This is a genomic window from Microcystis aeruginosa NIES-843, assembly GCF_000010625.1.
GTDB classification, from domain to species: domain Bacteria; phylum Cyanobacteriota; class Cyanobacteriia; order Cyanobacteriales; family Microcystaceae; genus Microcystis; species Microcystis aeruginosa.
In genome coordinates, this window is the sequence record NC_010296.1 from 1762925 (window position 1) to 1785059 (window position 22135).

Consider the following 22135-nt stretch of genomic DNA (forward strand, 5'->3'; position numbering starts at 1 on the left):
GTATCATGGAGGGTTGGGCTTTTTTCTCAATTCTTAGATGGAAGTGGAAAAAAGAATAAAATGTGATCTTAGGTCAGGAAATCATCTATACTTTGGCTATGTTTATTAGCAAAAGTATGGATGATCAAGACTTATCAGATGAACAGTTCAAACGCCCTTTCGGTGTGTATAAACAAACCTATAGAAAGATGGTATAATCAGTAAAAAGTGTTGAAGCCGACTCTAATTCAGCATCTAAAAGGCGACCGAAACCTAAACTATCTATAGAAGAACAAGTTTTAGTAACGTTAGAATATTGGCGAGAATATAGAACATATTTTCACATTGGTACAAGCGGTCAACTATCAGAATCAACTATAGGTCGGATTGTAAATAAGACGGAAAAAATGCTTTGACAATCGGGAAACTTCCGTTTAAAAGGAAAAAAAGCTCTACTAAATCAAGCAGAGATACCGGTCGTAACGGTAATGGATGTAACGGAAACTCCCATTGAACGCCCTCAAAAGAAACAGAAAGATTTTTTTGGGGTAAAAGAGGTTATCATACTTTAAAAGGCTCTTCGGTAATTGTTATGCAATGGACGGGGGTTATAAGGGATGGAACCCTTATATAGAAAGGCATTTAGCGATTTTTGTCAATTGTTTTTTATCTAGAGCGAACTAATCAATTAAGTCTCTTGCCAGATAAGGATTTAGTCGATTTATGCCCCCCTATCGAACCATACCAAGTAACGAAGAACCCTTTAAAATCCCAATTAGTAGCTGATAAAAATACCGAGGAAATTATCTGTGTCTGTTGTGGGAAAGGCAGCGGCCATGATTTTAGTTTATTTAAAAAAAGTCGAGTTCGTTTTCATCCTTTAACTACCAGCATAGAAGACAGTGGTTATCAGGGAATAGCTGCATACCATAGGGGTTGCTGAATAATGGTAAAACCCTTTTAAAATAAGGCTTTTGACCTGTTAAAATCCGATGTTCATGCTGCGAAAATCGGATTGAGACCTTCAAAAACCTGGCATTATCCTTATTATAGTACATAAATTGGTACAAAAAGAGAGGGCAACAAAGCCTGAAACTCCCGACGACCGGCTACTGACGACCGGCTACTGACTCCTAACCCCACCAACAAACTTTTTCAGCAAACCCTACCATAGTAATAGTTAGGGTTTGCTGAAAAAGCTTTTCGGTGGTGGCAGGGTGTGGGGTGTGGGGTGTGGGGTTTTATCGATTTTCAGGTGGTCAACTACCTAATTTTCAGGGAAAAAGTCCAGGAATTTTCCCCCCGATCCCCGCAATGGCTGGCACTTTTTGAGGGGAAAAAAGTCCAAAAGTCTTATCCAACAAGGTTTTTAGATTTATTCAGCAGACCCTAGTTATACACCGAAAAAGAAATCGAAAAATCGAAAATTAACCGAGTTAGAAAAGGAGTATAACAAGGTTTTAGCCAAAGAAAGGATTATCATTGAACCTATAAATAGGAAACTCAAAATCTTGAAAATCTTATCCTGTAAATATCGGAATCGTCGTCGAAGATATAGTTTAAGAGTTAACTTGTTGGCGGCTATTTATAACTGTGAGTTAGGTATAGCTGCTTCTTAAAAGTTGTCAAACATTAATCTAGTCAAGGAGAATTTATTCTCAATTTTTATAATTGAGATAGTTTGTGCCGCTTAAATAAAGAGGTTTTGATAACCAAATTAAAGCATATCTAAAGAGTTTTGAGTTAAAAGTAAAACTTCAGGTTTTTATTCATAACAAATGTACTAATTAACTAATTTTTGGGGTAAAATTAGTTAACCCACCATTATAACATATAATTAATTTGCAAGAGTTCTATTGTAGAATTAGAGAGGGAAGTTATCGTTTTTCTAAGATAACTCGACCGACGTCTCTGCAACAGAAGGCGTTATATTTATTGGGAGTTTCTTTAATTTGTCCCCAGTAACGGGGCAGCGGAAATTCTTTTAATCCCTCCTACAGCACAGGTTATGGCCTTTTGTCAAAGGGGAAGTCCAGTTATTATCCCCACTCCCCACGGTTATAGAAACCTCGGCAGAAAAGTCTCTACAACCGGGTTTTTCTAGGAATATTAGGAAAGGAGATTACCGCGACTACCGTTAGGAAGAATAGTTTCTTCGAGGGAAGCAGAAAGAAGATTATTTTCGGTTAAAATCGCCCCAATTAAGTTAGCTTGTTTGAGATTAGCTCGTTTAAGATTGCTTCCCACTAAATAACTCAAGAGTAATCCCGCTTGGTGTAGATTAGCACCGGAAAGGTTAGCGGAGGCTAAATTAGCGCCGAGCAGATTACAACCGGTTAAGTTAGCCTGGCGAAAATTGGCTTTATTAGCGTCAGTTTTACTTAAATCGGCTCCGGTTAAGTTAGCTCCCTCAAAATCGCTACAATTGAGGTTAGCTCCCGTCAGATTAGCACCTTCGAGGTTAGCATAACGTAAATCCGCCCCGCGTAAATCCGCCCCGCGCAAATCGGCATAGCTGAGGTCGGCGTATTGAAGATGGCAGTTTTCCAGATTAGCTTGATAGAGATAGGCTCGAATTAGGTTAGCCTCTTTTAAGTTAGCATGGCTAAGATTAGCAGAGCTAAGAATAGCACGAGTGAGAATAGCCCGTTTTAGGTTAGCTTTCCCCGCCATGGCATGGGTTAAAGTGGCTGAGGTGAGATTAGCCGCTTCGAGATTCGCTTTCAACAGTTGAGCAAAAAGTAAGCTACTGTGAATTAAACAGGCAGAACTTAAATCAGCCTTTTTGAGAACAGTATTACTCAAAATTGCGCCGCTTAGTTGACTTTGGCGCAAATTTGCCCCAGAAAGGTCGGCTTTAGTCAGGTTAGCATCGATAAGACAAGCTTTGCTTAAATTAACTTCTTCGAGGGAAGCGTCCTTGAAATTAGCGTTAATTAAACAAGCTTCGGCTAAATTGGCTCGTTTTAAGTAACTATGACTTAGGTTAATCTGGTTTAAACACTGTCTCTTTAAATTGACTCCGCTAAGTCTGACTTCCGCAAAGTTGCGTTCACCTCGATTATACAGTTCGATTAGATGTTCACGATTGGTTAAGGCATTGCTACTCATAAAATAACTAAATTGTTCTGGAAGCTGATTTCCAGAGAATTGGTTGGGGAAAATTACTGATCATGAAGTCGATCTCTAGGATTAGTACAGGGAGCGACTGGGAATTTTTGCGAATAAATAGAAATTTTCAACCAATTACGGGCTTAAAATCCCTATTGGCAATCACTAAAACCGGTAAAGAACGAAAAGAATCGGGGTTCAATACCAAAAACAGTCTCTACCTAAACCCGCCACTTGTTGCCAGCCAGGTCTAGGCATTAAATTAGAGAAGTCTTGTGCGTCAGTTTTTCTGACTGAATCTACTGCCTCGCCGATGTCTTGACTCGGTATCATACAGTTGAATTTGTTAGGTCTGCTTAGTCAGTCCGGTAGCCAAGAGGCTAAAACTCTTAATCACCAGATTTCGGGGACTCTCCAGTTGAGCAAGCATAAAACTTTGTAAAAGTCAATCCCTCTTAGGGATGAACTGCCCAATTCTATTCCCTGAAGCCTTGGTTGATTGAGTCTATCAGGTTGTGGTCTGTTTTGGCAAGAGGGGTCAATGGTTTTTTAATCAATTCGCCAAAAGGCTTGATTTTCCGTAGGGGATAATTGTATAGACTGGTCATCTAAATATTGTCTGAGACTGGGGGAAGGATTGAGGAGATAAATATCGGTAAATTGATTTTTTAAGGATGGGATGGAAACTCTAGGGTTCGACTGAACAAATAAATACTTGGTCTTAGCATCAGTAGTATGGATAAGGGGCAAGGTATCTAACCAATGTTCTGAAATAATTAGAGGTTTTTGACTGCGATTAATCATTGTATAAGCATTGGGAATATTACTACCATAACCCACATATCTAGCTGCCGGCGGTGGATAGGGAATTTTGGCAATTAATCCGAAAACTAGCAATAATATTAAGAGAATTTTTGCCCAGCCTTGGCGCTGCTGTAATCCCTTGCTTAGTAAAAAGGTAACTGCCAGCAGCATACCGAGAAAACTCGGTAAGTAAAATCTGCCCACAGCCGTGTAGCGAAATCCTCTGATTAGATCCCATGCTAAAAGAGAGAAAAAGGGGATAATTGTCAGGAGAATGATCAGGGTAAAAACTTTTTTATCGGCTTTTTTGCTCAGATAAATAAAGGAGATGATGACGAGGATAATTAGGCAGTATTCAATAATAGGGTTGATGGTGGGATTGGCTAAACTAAAATTATAAAATAAACGAGCGATCATTGTTACCCATCTTTGCCAAAGTACCTCTAGGGGTAAACTGCCTTTTGACCATCCAAAGATAGTAAATCGACCAGTAAAAATCCGGGTTAACCAAATTGAATAAATCCACAGGGAAGCAAGTAAGCTGATGCTATAGTATTTTTTGGTTAAAAAGTTAAAATAATTCAGCTGTAGCAGAAAATATAGGCTATGAACCACTAAAACAAAGATAAAGAAAACATGGGTATATAAACCAGCGATTAGGGATAAACTATAGAAAAACCAATCTTTTTTCGGTTGCGAGGAATCAATAGCTTTGAGAAATAACCAGCTAGAAAGTATCGAACAGAAAACATATAGTCCGTATTCCCAAATTCCTAGAGCATAACCAGTAAAACGAGGGGAAAAGAAGATAAGTGTAGTGGCGATTAAAGCAGCGTTTTTATTTTTAAATAAAGTCAAAGCTAAATGGTAAAAACTCCCTAAAATACCAAACCAAATAATTACCGAAAATCCCCTTAATACTAAATAAGAATTGCCTAATAATCTTGCTAAAAACCAGAGGGAACTGTAATAGAGAGGTAGATCGTAATTCGAGCTAGTATAAAGAGAGGCTAAGGTATCGGGAAAACCTTTCACGGAATTAACCCCTTGAAATTGCCAGAGTTGTTCTGTAGATTTAATTTGTCCATCGAACAGATAGTTAATTAACTGTTCGGGTGTGTAACCAGAAAGATGCAGTAAGACCAAAGATTCATCGTGCCAAACATAACTATAGTAGGCGAGATGGACAAAATAGAAAATATTGAAAATAATCAATAAACCTAAAGCAAATCTAACCCCAGATTGACGAGTAAGCATAATTATCTCGATCCTGTTAAAAATCACTGATTACTGTTGACTAACTCCTGCTTAATCACTCTAGAATTTTGATGGGTAAGGGGTAAACTAAACCAAAACTGTGAGCCAACCCGCGGGGTACTTTTTACCCCAATTCTCCCAGAGTGAGCCTCGATTATTTGCCGACATTGGTAGGAACCTAAACCGATTCCCGTTAGGTGTTGATTATGAAGATTTCTTACATATAAATGGAAAAGATGTTGACATTGTTCCTCATCCATGCCAATGCCATTATCGCTTAAAGTGCAGTAGAGCATATCTTGGTCAATACGAGCATCTAAAGCTAATTGAATCGGTGAAGGGTTATGTTTTAAGGCATTATTTAATAATTGTTCAAAAACACTTCTTAGCTGACAAGGATCGGCATCAATAGCGGGTAAGTCATCGGGGAGAAGATTAATAAAAGTAGCTTGGTATAAATCAAAATCTTTTTGCCAATCTTTGAGCCAAATTTCCACCTGTTCTTTTAAAGACAGAGGTTGACGATGCAAGATTAAAGGCCGTTCTTCAGCAAAATGATTTTCTGATAAAGCATTAATTAAAGTTAATTGTCGATCGCAACTACGCACCACCTGATCGAGCATTGCTCGCGAGATAGTTACTTTTTCTGTTTGCCGACACTGTAAATTTTTTAATAACATCACTAATCCCATAATCGAAGTGCGAAGATCGTGGGATACTGCCTGTAAAAAAACCGTTTTCATTTCGCATAAACGCTGAATTTCCCGGACTTTTTCCCGTAGTTCCAGGGTTCTTGCTGCCACTTCCCGTTCTAAATTATTATTCAAGCTTTGCACCCTCTGATATAGTTGCGCTTGGCCGATAGCGATACAAACTTGGGTGGCTAACTGTTCTAGTAATTTGACCTCGCTTTTTTGCCAATGACGAGGATGGGAATATTGATGGACAACTAAAGCGCCTAAATGTTGATTATTAACCGTTAGAGGTAAAACTAAAGAGGATTTAACTTGCAGATATTCGTAATAACCCTTGAGAGTCGGCAGAGTTTGCACCTTAGCGGTATTATCAGCAATAATTAACTTATCTAAAGAAAATAATTGTCCCAATTCTTCCAGTAATTCTGGTTCGGGAAACCAACCCATCAGTGAGGGAATCTCGGGACGACGGGACTCAGCGATTACCTTAGACCACCCCCGCTCTTGACAGTGACCGATATAGACTTGATCGGCATCGAGAAAATTTCTGATTTCCTCAACAATGGTATTTAAAACCTGATCTATATCTAAAGATTGATGGACTTTTAAAGCAACTTGTGTTACTAAATGTTCTCTTTCTAAAGTTTCATTTAAAGCTCGATCGATCTGTTGTCTTTCGCTAATCGCCGCCGATAAAAACAGAGAAGTTGACATGACAATGACTAAAAAGATTTGTAAGATCAAGACACCTCTGGTATAATCGGGAGCCTGTAGGATAAAAGGGCTGATTCCCCTAGCCAATCCCATCAAAGCTAAAATAGATACTAAAAAATTCGCTATTACCGCTCCCCAAGTCTGAAAACGCATGGCGGCCCAAACCACAAAAGGAAAAGGCAGATATTCGAGGTACTGCACCATACTCCAATCGGGGTTAAGAAAATTTGGTTGATCACCAAAAACCACGGAAGTCACCACCGTTAGCAAACTCAGACAAAGTAAGGCCTCGCCAAGGCGTTGGGGTTGCCGTGGTTCTCGCAGGGAGTGATGATTGAAGAAAAAACGCAACAGCAGCGGCGTGGTCATTAATATTCCCGTACTATCTCCGAGCCAGATCATGCCCCAAGACTGTCCAAATTGCCGCCAATCCCAAGTATTTAGCCAACTACGGGCAAAAGTATCGATAGTGGCATTGACTGCCGAGGCTAATAAAGCCGCTAAAAATACCAGTAAAAGGATATCGCGAATGCGCTGTAAAGTGGCGGAAAATCTCAGATAATGCAAGAATTGCGCCCCTAACAGAGCCGATAAACTGCTACCGATCGCCGAAAATAGAGCTATGGGCCAACTGGCCGCTAAAAAGAAGGTCAGAAGCAAATCCCCGATAAAAACGCCTAAAACTAGCCTTTTTCCCCCTAAAAAAACAGCAGTTAAGCCAATACCAGCACTCATCCAAATTGGGGCAGGTCGCGACCCTAAATTTAAGCAGAGATAGCCTAGCCAACCAACACCCAGATAAACTAGGGCAACAAGCAGAATTTTAGACCGATCTGATGAAATCCGTAGCATTTTCAGTTATCAGTTATCAGTTATCAGTTATCAGTTATCAGTTATCAGTTATCAGTTATCAGTTATCAGTTATCAGGTTTAAGTTTTAAGTTATTAGGTTTAAGTTTTCAATTTTGGTTCTTCGGTTTTTGTTATGCAATGGACGGGGGTTATAAGGGATGGAACCCTTATATAGAAAGGCATTTGGCGATTTTTGTCAATTATTTTTGCTCTAGAGCGAACTAATCAATTAAGTCTCTTGCCAGATAAGGATTTAGTCGATTTATGCCCCCCTATCGAACCATACTAAGTAACGAAGAACCTCAATTTTCAATAAATTTAGTATCTTTCACTGGTCGCTGGTCACTGGTCACTGATCACTGGTCACTGGTCACTGTTAATCTATTTCCAGATTGCCTAAACTAGGAGTAGTTCTGCCTCATGCAGATGGGTGAAAACCGTACATTTTCCCGTTAGGAATCAAAGATCATGCGGATTTTAATTGTTGAAGACGATCCTTTAATGCAGTTAGGTTTAGAACAAGCGCTCGGTGAACAGCCAGATTTTGAGATCGTCGGTCAAGCTAGTGATGGTCTGGCGGGGGTACAATTAGCCCTATCCCTACGGCCAGATTTAGTGGTCATGGACATCGGTTTACCCCGTCTCGATGGCATTGCGGCAACTAAACAGATTAAGGAGGGTTTAGCTAATGTTCATGTGGTTATGCTCACTTCCCACACTCTGCAACAGGAAGTGATCGCAGCTCTGGCTAGTGGTGCTGATGCCTATTGTATCAAGGGAGCCAGTCTCGATCGCCTTTTGGCCGCCATTGAAGCGGCCAAGGATGGGGCCACCTATTTAGACCCCCAAATTGCCCGTTTAGTCATGGATAATCTCAAACCGCCGGCAGTGCAACCTAATCCCAATCTAGCACTTTTATCAGAGCGAGAAATGGAGGTTTTAAAGTTAATTGTTGAGGGCAAAAGTAACGCTGAAATCGCCGAACAACTTTATTTAAGTACCAATACGATTAAAACCCATGTGCGGGGAATTATGAACAAATTAGCCGTTGATGACCGAGTACAAGCGGCGGTAATTGCCCTGCGTTCGGGTATTGTTTAAGGGGAAAATGGCGATTTACTTATCCCCTATTCGAGGCTTCTCTAATCACCTCTAAAACCTCTGAAGCATGGGAAATAGTCGGGACGTGACCGGATGCCAAAACCACTGTCTTTGCTCCCATTCTCTCGGCCAAATTAAACTGTAATTCTGGGGGTACGGCTTGATCTTGACTAGAGACAATATACCAGTTTGGCTTATTTCTCCAGGCGGTTGTAGTGGTTTTTGCTGTTAGTAAAGAGGCGGCTGCTGGGGTTTGGGTGGCATAAATTAAAGCGGCTTTTTCGGCGGGCAAATCATTGGCGAGAATCTTCTCTATTCCCTCTTGAGAAATCCAGATAAACCCCTCTTGTTCTTGAAAATACTGTGATGGGGTTTCGTATTCACTAAACAAATCTACCATCGACTCCCCCGCATCGGGAGCCAGCGCTGCAATGTAAACTAAACCGGACACTTTTTCATCGTTGCCGACTTCTGTGATTACCGTACCCCCCCAAGAATGACCGACTAGAATACATTGTCCTTCGATACGGTTTAAAATTCTTTTCGTAGCAGCTACGTCATCCGCTAGAGAAGTGAGAGGATTTTGCACTGCGATCGCTACGTATCCTTCGGCTAATAACTGGGCAGTTATCTGATTATAACTAGAACCATCGGCCCAAAAACCGTGAACCAAAACAATATTGTTAATTCTGTTCATAAGACCTCTTACAAAACTCGAAAAGTGCTGGTTTTTAGCATTTTTTAACTCTCAGAGAGCTATTAATATTCTTACATTGTAGCCATTAAGCCCATTTTAACTTTTTAACTCAATTGCCGGTGCTATAACCATCCAAAAAGTATATTCAATCATTTATAATAAGTTATCGACCTATCTCTGTTGGATAAACCATGACTATCGCTCAAAGCTTACCCCTAGTCGAGTCTCATGTAAACCCTGAGATAATCTTCCCACAAGGCCAATTTTGGAGTGATGAACCCCCTTTGGAAAGTAACCTACATCTACAACAAATTATTTTATTAATTCAGTGTTTAGAATGGTGGTGGCGCGAGCGAGAAGATTATTTTGCCACCGGCAATTTAACTATCTATTACAGTCCCAACCAGAAAAAGTCAGAATTCTGCCGTGGTCCTGATTTTTTCGTCGTTTTGGGGACAAATTCCAACCCCAACCGCAGAAGTTGGGTAGTTTGGCGAGAAGAGGGCAAATATCCCAATTTAATTATCGAAATTCTCTCCGATAGTACCGCCAAAGTTGACCGAGAGGAGAAAAAACAAATTTATCAAGATATATTTCGCACTCCCGATTATTTTTGGTTTGACCCAGAAAGCCGAGAATTTCAAGGATTTACCCTAATTAGCGGTCAATATCAACCGATTGCCCCCAATCCCCAGGGATGGCTCTGGAGTCAACAATTAGGCTTATATTTGGGTTTATCTGCCAATAAATTGCGCTATTTTACCCCCGAAGGGGAATTAGTACCCACTCCCGCAGAAGCGGCACAACAGGCAGAAAATCGGGCTGTAGAGGCAGAAAACCGGGTTTTAGAGGCAGAAAGCCAAGTCCAGCAAGAAAAGCAAAAAGCTGCGAAATTAGCGGCTAAACTGCGGGAATTAGGCATAGATACCGAGGAAAATCTCTAGTCTCCTTTTGTTATTCAATAACGCTATTTTCGGGGAGAGGTGAGGGTATTTGGTGTCATTTAGAGGCCTCATACTAAATCCGGTTATTAAAAACTGATTATTTATTCTCCCCTTTGCCTTTTGCCTCTTGCCTTTTGCCTGTCTTGATATGTAGCCTATACTCAACGGATTTAGTATCATAGTTGACTAATCACAGAAAGCCCCGCGCAAGCGTAAATTTTCCCGCAATTCCTCGGTCATACCCACATTATCGGTAAACTTTGTCCCCTTCACTTTTGCCCCGCTAAAATTCGCTTGAGTGATGTTGACTTCAACCAAATTAGCTCCTTCTAAATTGGAGCCGATTAAATTAGCTAAAGCCAAACTAGAACGGTAAAAATCAGCATAACTTAAATCGGCATTAGCTAATAAAGCCCCGCTTAAATCTGCTCCCCTAAAACTAGCATGACTGCCATTAATTTCGCTTAAATCAGCATCGGTTAAATTGGCCCCGCGCAGATTAGCTTGATAGAGATTGGCCATACCTAAAGATATACCACTTAATTCCGCGGCTAGGAGATTTGCCCCAGTAAAATCCCTTAGGGGATCGAGTTCAGCTAATTGGGCCAGTTCGAGAAAATCATCACTAACAGCAGCATAAATTCCCTCGATTTGTGTCTGCAATTTCTCTAAATTTTCTGATGCTGCTGGTTTCGGTTCCACTAGAACAGTATCTAATTCTACCTGCGATGACCCCAAAGAAATACGACTCAAAAAAGCATCAAATTGATTTTCCATCAGGAAAAATGCTAACTTTCGCTCTAAAATACTATGTTTATTGGGACTTATATCGTGTTTCCATAATCCCGATGTTTCCGTGATACAGATATCGGCAGCTGTCAGCGAAAATTGCACCGTGAGACGATAAGGTTCTTCCTCAACACTCACGGTTCCTAGGTTAATCCTTTCGATCGCTCCTGTAAATATTGACTGAGGACTTTTGAACGATAACCGCCATTGATGATTATTAATACGATTTATGTATAACTCTTGACTAGAAAGAGGATTTGGTGTTAGGTGACAATTAACTAAAACAAAATCTAATTTTCCTCCTTTCAGTCCCCATTTAATTTCCCCGCCGAGGAGAGATTGAATTTGAGCTTGTAGGTGTAAAGTTAAATATAAATCAAATTTTTGCGAGTCGGTGGCTACTGGTTTTAGGGTTAAAGATACACTATCGGGATAGCGATCGAAGGCAGCTAAAAGACGCATAATCCAAAAGAGAAAAGCCAAAATAAACAGTAAAAAAGTGGTGTTTCTCCGGCCCTAAAGCCGAGAACTCACCCCTATTTAAAACAATAGCCGATTTTCTCGATCCTCGATGAACATTTCTTCGGCGATCGCTGAACGATTGCCCCTGAAAATCAAGGTTAAATTAGTTGACTTTCTCTTTTTTGCCGATATTGTCGTCCGCATTAAAAAACATCGGCAAAAAGCGTTCCATAAACATTTTTGGATCACGATTCCAGGCTTTTTGCGCCGCTTCTACCCGGAATAATTGTAATTTCGGGTCGAGAAGGGATTGGGGTAAACGTTCCATCAGATATTGAGGACGTTCCCAAAGCGGCATAGTGGCGGCGATTTCCATTAAATGACCGACGCGGCGCAATTCTGCCCCCAGGGTGATATCCATACCCGATTCATAGGCGGCCTGTTCGATCGCTGAGTATTTGGCCTTCGCTTTTTCGACTTTTTGCCGATGTTCGGGGCTTTTTTGGGCAATTTTGGCTAACCAACGATTACCCCAACGCACATGACCCGCTTCTTCAGGAAAAATTTTGGCGATCGTTTCCCGAATTTTCAGATTTTCTGGGGTTTGTTCCCCTTCCTTGAGGGCATAGATATGGGCGGCAAAGTATTCGCATCCCCGTTTTTCCGTGACGTTAATTGCCGCTAGGGCTGCAATCAGTCCATCTTCCCTTTGTTCTTCGCCTTGGAATTGGTCTTGATCGAGAAGACGTTCAAATTCGTCGATATAGGACAACCCCGGCGGTTTCCCCACATCGGCCCCCAATTCGATCAATAAATCGGTTAACCAGTAGGCATGGCGGGCCTCATCGGCGACGTGGTGGGAAAGGTCCTGGATCAGTTCTTTTGGTTGTCCGTCTAGGGTTTCGATCAGTTCGGTCAGGTCTTTACAGCTACGTTGTTCGTTGTAGCGGTAACGGTTGAGGGTGACAAGATGAATTTCGCGATCGCTAATGACACGCTTCATGATGTCGCGAGCGCTCATCGTCTTCTTGAATTTACGAGGGTAAGCAACGGTCATGATTTTGTATCGTTTTGTTAACGGCTTTCCGTATTCTAACGGAGTTTTTCCCCAATCTGGCAAGGGAGCGGGGAGTGGCAAGCTTTTTTCAGTGATCAGTAAACGGTAATCAGTAAACTGAAAACTTACATCTGATAACTGATACTAAATCCGGTTATTAAAGAATGATTAAGTAGTCATGCAAAATTAATTACCCAAATAAAAAATTAAGAAGTATAATACATAAAAAAACGAAGCAGCAGGAAAATACAATGAGATTGATTAGAGACCTAAACCCCGAGAGCCAGAAAATGCTAGAGAGAATTTATCGAGCTAGTAAACATCATCAAGTAAGAGAGCGAGCGAAATGTATACTCTTAAGTTTTCAGGGAACCACGATAGAAGAATTGAGCGGAATATTTGGAGTTACGAGAAAGACCATCTATAATTGGTTGACGGACTGGGAAGATAGAAAACTAATTGGTTTTTATAATCGTCGAGGAAGAGGGAGAAAACCTAAATTGACAGAAGCCCAAGGTCAACAAGTTATTGACTGGGTAAAAGAAGAACCGAAAAGCTTAAAAAAAATCCAGATAAAAATTGTAGAAGAAGGGAAATTAACCGTAAGCAAAGACACGATAAAAAGACTCATAAAAAAAATCAACATGAGGTGGAAAAGGGTGAGAAGAGGGGTCGCCAAAACCCCTGATGAGTGGGAGCTTGAGGTCAAACTACCTATTTTAGAAGAACTAAAAAAACAGGAAAAAAGAGGAGAGATTGAGATAGGATATTTGGATGAAATGGGAGGGGATTCAAAGCCTTGTATTCCTGACGCTTGGCAAGAAGAAAAAACCACGATAAAGTTACCACCAATTGAAGGTAAAAGACTAAATATTTTAGGAATAATGAAACGAGATAATCAATTATTTTATGAGACACAGGTCGGAACGGTTACTAGCGAGATAGTTATTAATTTTCTGGATAAATATTGCCAAAATATACAGAAAAAAACTGTCATAATAATTGACCAAGCTTCCATTCATACCAGCGAGGCATTTATGGAGAAACTTGAGGAATGGGAAAAGAAAAACTTGAAAATATTTTGGTTGCCCACTTATTCACCTCATTTAAATTTAATTGAAATATTATGGAGATTTTTAAAATATGAATGGATTGAATTTAGCGCCTATAAAGACCGAAAGAGCCTCCTCGCTTACGTTAAAAAAGTGCTGGACAATTTTGGAGGCGAGTATGTAATTAATTTTGCCTAGGTACTTATTTATTCCCCCTTTTGCCTATTGCCTTTTGCATGAGTGCCTATCCTCATAAGTAGCCTATGCTCAACGGATTTAGTATGATAACTGATTCAAGTGGGAAACAAAATTAGGCGGTGAAAAAAAGATATTTGTCAGGAGAGTCACTATAAAAACATCAGTTTTAAAGATTTTTTTGGCAATTATTTTGATTAGGAAATATTTGACACTTCCAGGGGTGACAGAGCGACTAAAAGGCTCGCTGGATAAAGCGCATAGCCATTAGACCTCTAGAAAAATATTGGTGTTTTCCAGCAGCAATTCTCATTTTGAAATAAATGATGAATTAACCCCTATTGCGAACCTCAAAGTTTAGTACAAAAGAATTATGTCGTCAGCTATAGGGCGATCACCAAAAAGAAAAATTGACCCGATTTATTATCAAAATAAAAATTTATAATTGTTGTCCGTTAAGATAAAATTAATAGGTGGAACTCTATTAGTTAGTCAAATTTCCTCAAGATGGCAAAAAAGGCAGCGACTACGGACTACAGTAATCATAACAATTGTCGTCGGTTGGGTTGACCCAAGGAAACCCAACAAAAAGCAATGGGAGGAGGGGAATAGCGAGCGCTCATTCAGACAGATTTAGGTGTTGGGTGTTGGGTTTCGTTCCGAGGTCTCAATCTACAAAACGATGCGGCGCTCGCCCTGAAGTTCTTTCCCAATCATCGTCGTCTATTCCGTATTTCTCTCTTAAGTGCTTCTCATCCATAGCTTTCATGCTATCATACCTTTACCCTCCTGAACGGTTACGCTTTAGGAGTTAGTATATGCTAGGATCACTGTCAACTCAGTATAAATAAGAGTAAGTAAATAAACATGAGGCTCTTCTGGTACTGACAGTTTCTTCCGCCAAATAGCCCTAAAAGTCTTGCCCGATAAGCATTTCACGATTCTATAAGCAAAAATTATCACACAAAGTCGAGAGGAGCCAACATATGAGTTTAAAACCTCAATCTCTAAGAACAAAAAAACATTTTAGCATAAATGTATTACTAATCATCGTCATTCTTTCACTAAGTATTTTTTTGAGGTTTTTTGAATTATCCCAAAAACCCTATACAACAGACGAGGTAAGAACGCTGCTTAGTTCTTCAGGATATACCAGCCAAGAGCTTATCTCTCAATCTTTTAATGGACAAATTCTTACTGTTAAAGACCTAAACAAGTATCAAGACTTTGCCAGTGAGAAAACTGACAAAGATACTATTTACGCCGTAACTAAACAAGATTCCAATCCGCCTCTTTACTTTATCCTACTTCGCTACTGGATGAAATTTTGGGGTAATTCGGTTCTAGTGACTCGCGGTTTATCTGTGTTGATAGGCTTATTACTATTACCTGTGGTTTACTGGTTATCTTTAGAATTATTTTCATCAAGTATAGTAGGTTGGATGACAGTTTGCTTAATTGCTGTTTCTCCTTTCCATATGATTAATTCTCAGGAAATTCGTTTCTATAGTCTATTTTCGTTAGCAATTATATTATCTAGTTTGGCACTACTACGCAGCCTGAGAAGTAACAATAATTTTAACTGGTTAGGTTATGGATTAACTCTTGCATTAGGTATTTATTCACACGTTAATTTTATCTTTGTCTATTTTGCACAAACAGTTTATGTAATTGTTACTCAAAAATTTAAGTTTAATAAATTAATACTAAACCATATACTGGCTTCTACCATTTTATTTGTTTCCTTTCTTCCTTGGGCTTTATTTATTATTATAAATTGGAGCAACCTCACATCTGGGCTAGGCTGGATGACTAACTTTCAAATTAGTGTCCTTGAAAGAATATTAACAATTATTTTTAATACATCCACAGTTTTAGTGGATTTTAACAACCAGTTCAATTTTAAAAACCCCTTACCGTATCTAATATTTATTATCATTATATATTCCTTTTGGTTTATGTATCGCAAGGCTCCATTTCATACTTTCTTATTTATAGCTCTATTAGTTATCATACCTGGTCTATCCCAGATTATTCCCGACTTTTTGCAAGGTGGTAGAAGAACTATATACTCTCGCTATCTTACTCCAAGCTATATAGGGGTTAGTCTGTCTGTTGCTTATTTACTTGCTTCTAAAGCTTTTCATGGTGTTGAAAAGCCTCTCAAAAGAAGGTTATGGCAATTGATCAGCATAGCCATAATTTCTCTAGGAATATTTTCCTCTCTTGCTATTGCTAAATCTCCTACGGGAAGAACTCAAGGAATTGTACCTATTATGAACTTACAGATTGCTGAAGTAATTAACAAATCACCTAATGTCTTAGTAATTACTGATGATATGTACCATCGAGTTCTGGCTTTAACTCACTTACTAAATTCAGATGTTTATCTACAGGTTGTCTATGGGGAAAATCAAAAGGAACTAGAAGAAAAACTATCTAAATTAGAGCAAATAGGTAGTAAATTTGACAATATATTTCTATACATCCCCTCTGATCAATTAATTCAGCAAATCGAGACTAATGGTTACAATACTCAGCTTATAGTCAGTGATAAGGATAAAAAGCGATATTGGCTTTATAAAATAACTAAGTAGGGTCTGGATTTGCCCAATACATGAATGCTAAAAAATTAACAAAACCTTGATTGACAAGCTGCCACTGGGTACACTTTCCCCTTGAAAATGGCTGTACCGTTGGCTGTATCTAGACTAGAGCGATTCCGTAGAGTTGGCTGTATAGTGATCGCTAACCTTATTAACACAGATGATGTCATTAATCTCTAGAGTCAGCGATTCCTTCTGTAGCCATGTTTTTGATGGTTTTCTCCCCTGAAACAAGCTATAATGGCAAAAAGGTCAAATTTGAAAAATTTTGGGCGTTGCTGAATCAAAATATGAATGCCAACTGTGCAGGTTCCCGTGCAAAAGTTAGTTTGGGTCTAGGTTTTAAAAATCCCAGACAAGAAGATTCCTATCTCAAATCAGCAACCCCAGGATTTCATGGGTATTTCCTCGGTTTGGGTGATTTGAGCTTCTATCAAGAGTTGGCTGAATATCGGTGTAAGTCTTGCTATCAAAGAGTTTTGGGCTTTTTTGACCAGAAAGTGGCAGAAACAAAGGTTGGGAAATCAAAATAAGCTAAGAGGTTTATCCTTTTACAATGTGATCACTAAACTGTTCCGCAGTTCCGTCGTTCCCGAAAAGAAAAACTTTGTACTTCACCATTAAGATAACTGCTATAGTATCGAGGAAAACTAGAATTGTCTATGAACACATTTACCCCCCATCAAATTGTTAGTTTATTCTGCAAAAATCGAACTTTATACGGAGAAGTAATTCAGGTGATCGAAAGTCGTTCGGCTCTTTGGGTGCGTCCTCTTTGGTTAATTGTAGCCGATAGTTTTGAGACAATTGATGTGCGGGAAGGTTCCGATTTAATCCTGCCGATGGACTTATTTAAACCCGCCTTAGACACGGAAGTTTTACCCCTATTCTCCCAAGTTATTAAAGATAATTATATCACTAATATCTCCTATCCTCTCCAGGAATTTGTGCGGAAAGTGTGTCAAAATTATCCCGAATATTTTTAGAAAAATTTATGATTGATGAAGGTTACGTTAAATATAATTGTACTTGGATTCCTGACCGTCCCTTAGCAAGCTCAGAAATTGCAGAATTAAATTATTGGCGCAATCGGCTCTATCGACTGGGATTAATCGGTCAATACGATAACGGAATCGGTTTTGGGAATGTGAGTCAACGAGGAAAAATAGACAAAAAAATTATTATTTCTGGCACTAATACTGGAGGGATTCCAGTATTAAATGAATCCCATTACACCACAGTTATAGACTACAATTGGCAAGAAAATCGGGTCACTTGTCGGGGAACAATTGCCGCTTCTTCGGAAACTCTCACCCATGGAGCAATTTATGAAGCGAATCCCCAGATTAATGGGGTGATTCATATTCATCATCGCCCCCTGTGGCAAAATTTGATGTATCGAGTGCCGACCACTCAAGAAAATATCGCCTATGGAACCCCAGACATGGCCGCAGAAATTATCCGTTTATGTCAAGAAGAGCGTCTAGAGGAGCAACAAATTTTAGTGATGAGTGGTCATGAAGAAGGAATTATCGCCTTTGGTCAAGATTTAGAAAAAGCGGGCAAATTATTATTATCCTATTACTGGCAATCTCAAGCATCTTGAAAGTGACCTCCTCTCCAACTCACCACCAGGGAGAAAAAAGTAGTTTTGATTTAGTCGTTTTCATGTTAACTTATTCTGTAGATTTTCGTCTTTGAGGAATGCCATCGTGATCGACATCTTCCATCATCTATCTGTCTCGATCGACTTTTCGCCCCTTACCAATGTCTTGATGACTATTTCGGAGCAAGACGTGGATATCATCGGCAATGTCCAGAAATCCTTCTCAAATTTTGTCAAAACTGGGCAAGCATGGGCCTTATTAATCGGTTTGGTTGTCGGTTATATGTTTCGAGGTTTTACTTCTTATTAGCTTTTCGCCTATCAGCATTCAGCCAGAGTGAGCAATTCTTGCTATTCTTATGCTTGTAGGGTTGGAGATTTTTCTAACCTGAAGCGGTAATGCTATCAGCAGCGGATTATTCCCCAAAATTGTCCAGCATATTTTGGTTAACTTTATACACAATCATCTAACGAAAACAGTGACAGCAAAGAAAACTTGGAGCGATCGCTTTGAAGGTAGTCTCCATCCTACGATCGTGGAATTTAACGCCAGTATTGGCTTTGATATCGAATTAATCGAGTATGATCTCACCGGATCAATCGCTCACGCTAAAATGCTCGCCTATACGGGTATTATCAGTCCCGAAGAAGCAGATAGTCTCGTCTCTGGATTGGAACAAATTCGTCAAGAATACCGCACCGGCAACTTTAACCCCGGCATCGATCAAGAGGACGTGCATTTTGCCGTAGAACGTCGTTTAACCGAGATTGTGGGAGATGTGGGCAAAAAACTGCACACGGCCCGTTCGCGCAACGATCAGGTAGGAACGGATATACGTCTGTATCTTAGACAACAAATCGATGATATTAGGCAAGAAATTCGCAATTTTCAGCAAGCTTTAGTCAATCACGCCGAAAACCATCTGGAAACCCTGATCCCCGGTTACACCCACCTACAGCGCGCTCAACCGATTAGTTTAGCCCATCATCTCCTCGCTTATTTTCAAATGGCCGAACGGGATCACCAAAGATTAGGGCAAATTCGCGCCAGGACTAATATTTCGCCCCTAGGATGTGGTGCTTTAGCGGGGACGACTTTTCCTATTGATCGTCATTACAGCGCCAATTTACTCGATTTTGAGCAGGTGTATAACAATAGTCTCGATGGAGTTAGCGATCGAGATTTTGCCATTGAATTTATGACGGCCGCTAGTCTGATTATGGTCCACCTGAGCCGTTTGAGCGAAGAAATGATTCTCTGGGCTTCCCAAGAATTTAGTTTTATCACTCTCACCGATAGTTGTGCCACGGGATCTAGCATTATGCCCCAGAAAAAAAACCCCGATGTTCCCGAATTGGTGCGCGGCAAAACAGGGCGGGTTTTTGGGCATTTACAGGCGTTATTGACCTTAATGAAGGGTTTACCCCTAGCCTATAACAAAGACTTGCAGGAGGACAAGGAGGCGTTATTTGATGGCGTTAAAACCGTGCGGATTTGTTTGCAAGCGATGACGGTACTTTTAGCCACCGGAATTCAATTTAAAACCGACCGATTAGCTAATGCGGTGGCGGAAGATTTTTCTAATGCAACGGATGTGGCGGATTATTTAGCCAGTAAGGGGATTCCCTTCCGAGAAGCTTATAATTTAGTCGGGAAAGTCGTTAAAAGCAGTTTGGCAGCGGGTAAGTTATTGAAAGATTTAACCCTGACCGAATGGCAAGAATTACATCCAGCTTTTGAGGCCGATATCTACGACGCGATCGCTCCTCGTCAGGTGGTAGCGGCCCGTAATAGCTATGGTGGCACAGGTTTTGAAGAAGTGCGATCGGCTTTAATTCAAGCTAAAGCCATTCTCGATCATCGGAAATTTTGGGTCTGAAACCCCGCCGTTCTAGGTTGGCTTTACGTTAGAATTAAAAGGCCAGTCTCGAAAACCAAGTGGACGGCGCAGCACCTTGAAAACTCGGCTTAGGGGGTTCCGACCAGAAAAGCTTGGCTGGGTAAAAAGTCGCGCGCAACAAGTACAAGAAGCTATAGGCGGTCAACGTACCGTGGGACACACGGAATCGGGCTTCTGAAATGGGGCGAAAGTCTGTGGACTCTGTGTAAGACAGTACATGGTTTTTTAACTGTGGTATGCGACGGTGGTGGAAGCAGAAACTTAAATCGTGAGGTTTAGGAATCGCCGCACTTTTAGGGCGGCGAGGATGTCAAGATTGATATTGTTAGGGGTTGGGGGATAGGTGTTAGGCAATAGGCAATAGGCAAAAGTCCTAACTCCAGTAATCCCGTCCCCTTTTTTTATTTTTTAGCTTTATATATGGGTCGTGTTTGGTATTTTATTAAAAGTGTTATGGGAATTATCTTTCGTCATCCTGTAACTGGGGTGACAATGATTCCGCTGCTTGCTGATGGTACAATTGTTTTAATCCGACGCAGAGACACCGGCAAATGGGCCTTACCGGGGGGAATGATCGATTGGGGGGAAGATATTTTTAATACTGCTCAAAGGGAATTAAAAGAGGAAACAGGATTAAATTTAGTCAGTTTAGGGCGTTTAGTCGGGGTTTATTCCTCTTTTGAGCGTGATCCGCGCATTCACTCCATTTCATTGTTAATTGAAGTTACAGCTGCGGGTAATTTTCAGATCAAAGATACATTAGAAGTTAGTGAGGTGAGAGCTTTTAGCGTCGAAACTTTACCTCTAGGCAATCTCAGTCACGACAATGGTCGCCAACTAGAAGATTATCTCAGGGGTGCCACTGTAGTGGCTTGATTTTTTCCTAGTATCTGCCACCCTAAGTAGCTGGTTATAATTAAATTAAAAATAGATTTTAGGTTCGATCCCCCCCAACCCCCCTTAAAAAGGGGGGAGAAGAGTTCATAGTAGGGTGGGTTAGACGGCAACAATCTAGGCGTTAAAGTCAATCTAACAATCCGTCGTAACCCACCGTTTTAGTCCACCGAAAGGATGTTTGATTTATGTTTGAAAATAAGATTGATCTGGTTTTACACGCGTTAAAGGAGATGTTGGGATGATCATGATCTATCCATCAGAAATCACAAAGAAGTGGCCTCACCGCCCTTTGTCAGAAGTCGTTGATTTCCTCGATAGTAAGAGAAAACCAATTACTCAAAAAGATCGAGTGCCTGGACCATATCCATATTATGGAGCTAATGGTCAGCAGGACTCCGTGGCCGATTATATCTTTGATGAGCCTCTTGTACTTTTAGCGGAAGACGGAGGGCATTTTGGGGATGCTGATAAGACTATTGCTTATCAAGTGGAGGGAAAATGTTGGGTTAACAATCACGCTCATGTTTTGCGACCCAAAAAAGATGTCGATATTAGATACATCTGCCGTCATTTAGAAAGATATGACGTTACCCCGTTTATTACTGGAAGTACACGAGGGAAGCTAACTAAGACTGCGGCTAATAATATTCCTATTGCTCTCCCACCCCTCGAAGAACAGCGAAGAATTGCGGCAATTTTAGATAAAGCGGATGGGGTGCGACGCAAGCGCAAAGAGGCAATTAGGTTGACTGATGAGTTGTTAAAATCGACTTTCCTAGAGATGTTCGGTGATCCCGTTACTAATCCGAAAGGGTGGGAGGTTAGAGAACTAGGTGATTGTGTCAAGGATATTGAATCGGGTTGGAGTCCTAAATGTGATACGCGACAAGCCGAACCTGAAGAATGGGGTGTTTTGAAATTGGGGGCAGTAACATACGGGCATTTTAATCCTGATGAAAACAAAGCTATGCTACCAGATGACGTTCCTCGACAGGAATTGGAGATCAAGACAGGTGATTTATTGGTTACTAGAAAGAACACTTATGAATTAGTTGGCGCTTCTGCTTTTGTACAGATGACTCGCCCCAAATTAATGCTACCAGACTTGATTTTTAGGCTTCGATTAATAGACGGAATAGATCCAGTGTATGTGTGGCAAACCCTCAGCCAAAAAACAATGCGTCTTAAGTTGAGTGGATTGGCTGGAGGTACAGCAGGTTCTATGCCAAATATTTCAAAAGCGAGACTTCGTACTTTACCATTTCCGGTTCCGCCACAACTGCTTCAGTTGAAGTATAGGGAAATTTTCAATCAATTTTGGCTCAAAAAAGAGCATCAGAAAGAGTCGGAAGAAATTTCCGAAAATCTCTTTAATTCCCTTTTACAAAGGGCATTTAGGGGGGAACTGTAGCCATG

Annotated in this window: 19 protein-coding genes and 3 pseudogenes; 15 read left to right on the top strand and 7 right to left on the bottom strand. The window is 40.4% G+C overall.

All coding sequences use genetic code 11. The annotated features are described in order from the left end of the window. Window positions 1-98 precede the first annotated feature (98 nt). The 4 genes and pseudogenes from MAE_RS28960 to MAE_RS28965 all read left to right on the top strand — a co-directional run. Window positions 99-565 (top strand): annotated as a pseudogene (locus MAE_RS28960) (helix-turn-helix domain-containing protein); the annotation flags it as partial. Window positions 566-742: 177 nt separating this feature from the next. Further along, a pseudogene (locus MAE_RS31855) lies at window positions 743-910 on the top strand (IS5/IS1182 family transposase); the annotation flags it as partial. Between the two features lie 275 nt (window positions 911-1185). After that, window positions 1186-1311 (top strand): hypothetical protein, encoded by a 126-nt coding sequence (locus MAE_RS35655; protein ID WP_269453995.1) that lies wholly within the window; start codon window positions 1186-1188, stop codon window positions 1309-1311. A gap of 59 nt (window positions 1312-1370) precedes the next feature. Further along, window positions 1371-1598: pseudogene (locus MAE_RS28965) on the top strand (transposase); the annotation flags it as partial. 490 nt (window positions 1599-2088) lie between these two features. Here the strand turns inward: MAE_RS28965 and MAE_RS08620 are convergent. The 4 genes from MAE_RS08620 to MAE_RS08635 all read right to left on the bottom strand — a co-directional run bounded on the left by MAE_RS08620 (window position 2089) and on the right by MAE_RS08635 (window position 7412). Continuing rightward, window positions 2089-3090 (bottom strand): pentapeptide repeat-containing protein, encoded by a 1002-nt coding sequence (locus MAE_RS08620; protein ID WP_002798377.1) that lies wholly within the window; start codon window positions 3088-3090, stop codon window positions 2089-2091. Window positions 3091-3288: 198 nt separating this feature from the next. Then, the gene (locus tag MAE_RS35660) at window positions 3289-3423 is read right to left on the bottom strand and encodes a hypothetical protein (RefSeq protein WP_255520608.1); all 135 of its coding nucleotides are present in this window, start codon (window positions 3421-3423) and stop codon (window positions 3289-3291) included. A 216-nt stretch (window positions 3424-3639) separates the two neighbouring features. Beyond that, entirely contained in the window at window positions 3640-5151 is a 1512-nt protein-coding gene (locus MAE_RS08630) for a glycosyltransferase family 39 protein (RefSeq protein ID WP_012265231.1), read from the bottom strand. A gap of 23 nt (window positions 5152-5174) precedes the next feature. After that, complete coding sequence (locus tag MAE_RS08635) at window positions 5175-7412, bottom strand: sensor histidine kinase (RefSeq protein WP_012265232.1); 2238 nt, start codon at window positions 7410-7412, stop codon at window positions 5175-5177. Window positions 7413-7880: 468 nt separating this feature from the next. Here MAE_RS08635 and MAE_RS08640 point away from each other — a divergent pair, with 468 nt between their 5' ends. Further along, window positions 7881-8513 (top strand): response regulator, encoded by a 633-nt coding sequence (locus tag MAE_RS08640; RefSeq protein WP_002737320.1) that lies wholly within the window; start codon window positions 7881-7883, stop codon window positions 8511-8513. 19 nt (window positions 8514-8532) lie between these two features. On the opposite strand, the gene MAE_RS08645 is transcribed toward MAE_RS08640, so the two are convergent. Continuing rightward, window positions 8533-9210 (bottom strand): alpha/beta fold hydrolase, encoded by a 678-nt coding sequence (locus tag MAE_RS08645; RefSeq protein ID WP_012265233.1) that lies wholly within the window; start codon window positions 9208-9210, stop codon window positions 8533-8535. A 191-nt stretch (window positions 9211-9401) separates the two neighbouring features. Between MAE_RS08645 and MAE_RS08650 the strand changes: the two genes are divergently transcribed. Beyond that, window positions 9402-10154: a Uma2 family endonuclease gene (locus MAE_RS08650; RefSeq protein ID WP_012265234.1), complete on the top strand. Its 753-nt coding sequence runs from the start codon at window positions 9402-9404 to the stop codon at window positions 10152-10154. A gap of 186 nt (window positions 10155-10340) precedes the next feature. Here MAE_RS08650 and MAE_RS08655 read toward each other — a convergent pair whose 3' ends face one another. Next, complete coding sequence (locus tag MAE_RS08655; protein ID WP_012265235.1) at window positions 10341-11405, bottom strand: pentapeptide repeat-containing protein; 1065 nt, start codon at window positions 11403-11405, stop codon at window positions 10341-10343. Between the two features lie 163 nt (window positions 11406-11568). After that, complete coding sequence (locus tag MAE_RS08660; protein ID WP_002798388.1) at window positions 11569-12462, bottom strand: ferritin-like domain-containing protein; 894 nt, start codon at window positions 12460-12462, stop codon at window positions 11569-11571. A gap of 251 nt (window positions 12463-12713) precedes the next feature. Here MAE_RS08660 and MAE_RS08665 point away from each other — a divergent pair, with 251 nt between their 5' ends. The 9 genes from MAE_RS08665 (at window position 12714) to MAE_RS08705 (ending at window position 22130) form a co-directional block, all read left to right on the top strand. Beyond that, a complete protein-coding gene (locus tag MAE_RS08665) occupies window positions 12714-13712 on the top strand; it encodes an IS630-like element ISMae24 family transposase (protein WP_012265236.1) in 999 nt (332 codons plus the stop codon). A 983-nt stretch (window positions 13713-14695) separates the two neighbouring features. Beyond that, a complete protein-coding gene (locus tag MAE_RS08670) occupies window positions 14696-16306 on the top strand; it encodes a glycosyltransferase family 39 protein (protein ID WP_012265239.1) in 1611 nt (536 codons plus the stop codon). 212 nt (window positions 16307-16518) lie between these two features. Beyond that, window positions 16519-16848 carry a hypothetical protein gene (locus tag MAE_RS31865; RefSeq protein ID WP_070108816.1) on the top strand — a complete coding sequence of 110 codons (330 nt, stop codon included), beginning with the start codon at window positions 16519-16521 and terminating at the stop codon, window positions 16846-16848. 129 nt (window positions 16849-16977) lie between these two features. Continuing rightward, window positions 16978-17301, top strand: a complete 324-nt coding sequence (locus MAE_RS08680; RefSeq protein WP_012265241.1) for a hypothetical protein — start codon at window positions 16978-16980, stop codon at window positions 17299-17301. Window positions 17302-17309: 8 nt separating this feature from the next. Next, window positions 17310-17921 (top strand): class II aldolase/adducin family protein, encoded by a 612-nt coding sequence (locus MAE_RS08685; RefSeq protein WP_012265242.1) that lies wholly within the window; start codon window positions 17310-17312, stop codon window positions 17919-17921. A gap of 106 nt (window positions 17922-18027) precedes the next feature. Then, window positions 18028-18231: a hypothetical protein gene (locus MAE_RS08690; protein ID WP_050766283.1), complete on the top strand. Its 204-nt coding sequence runs from the start codon at window positions 18028-18030 to the stop codon at window positions 18229-18231. A gap of 169 nt (window positions 18232-18400) precedes the next feature. Continuing rightward, window positions 18401-19801, top strand: coding sequence for an argininosuccinate lyase (gene argH, locus MAE_RS08695; RefSeq protein ID WP_012265243.1), 1401 nt, complete (start codon window positions 18401-18403; stop codon window positions 19799-19801). Window positions 19802-20242: 441 nt separating this feature from the next. Next, entirely contained in the window at window positions 20243-20698 is a 456-nt protein-coding gene (locus MAE_RS08700) for an NUDIX hydrolase (RefSeq protein ID WP_012265244.1), read from the top strand. Window positions 20699-21008: 310 nt separating this feature from the next. Further along, window positions 21009-22130 (top strand): restriction endonuclease subunit S, encoded by a 1122-nt coding sequence (locus MAE_RS08705; protein ID WP_158303504.1) that lies wholly within the window; start codon window positions 21009-21011, stop codon window positions 22128-22130. The last annotated feature ends 5 nt before the right edge of the window (window positions 22131-22135 follow it).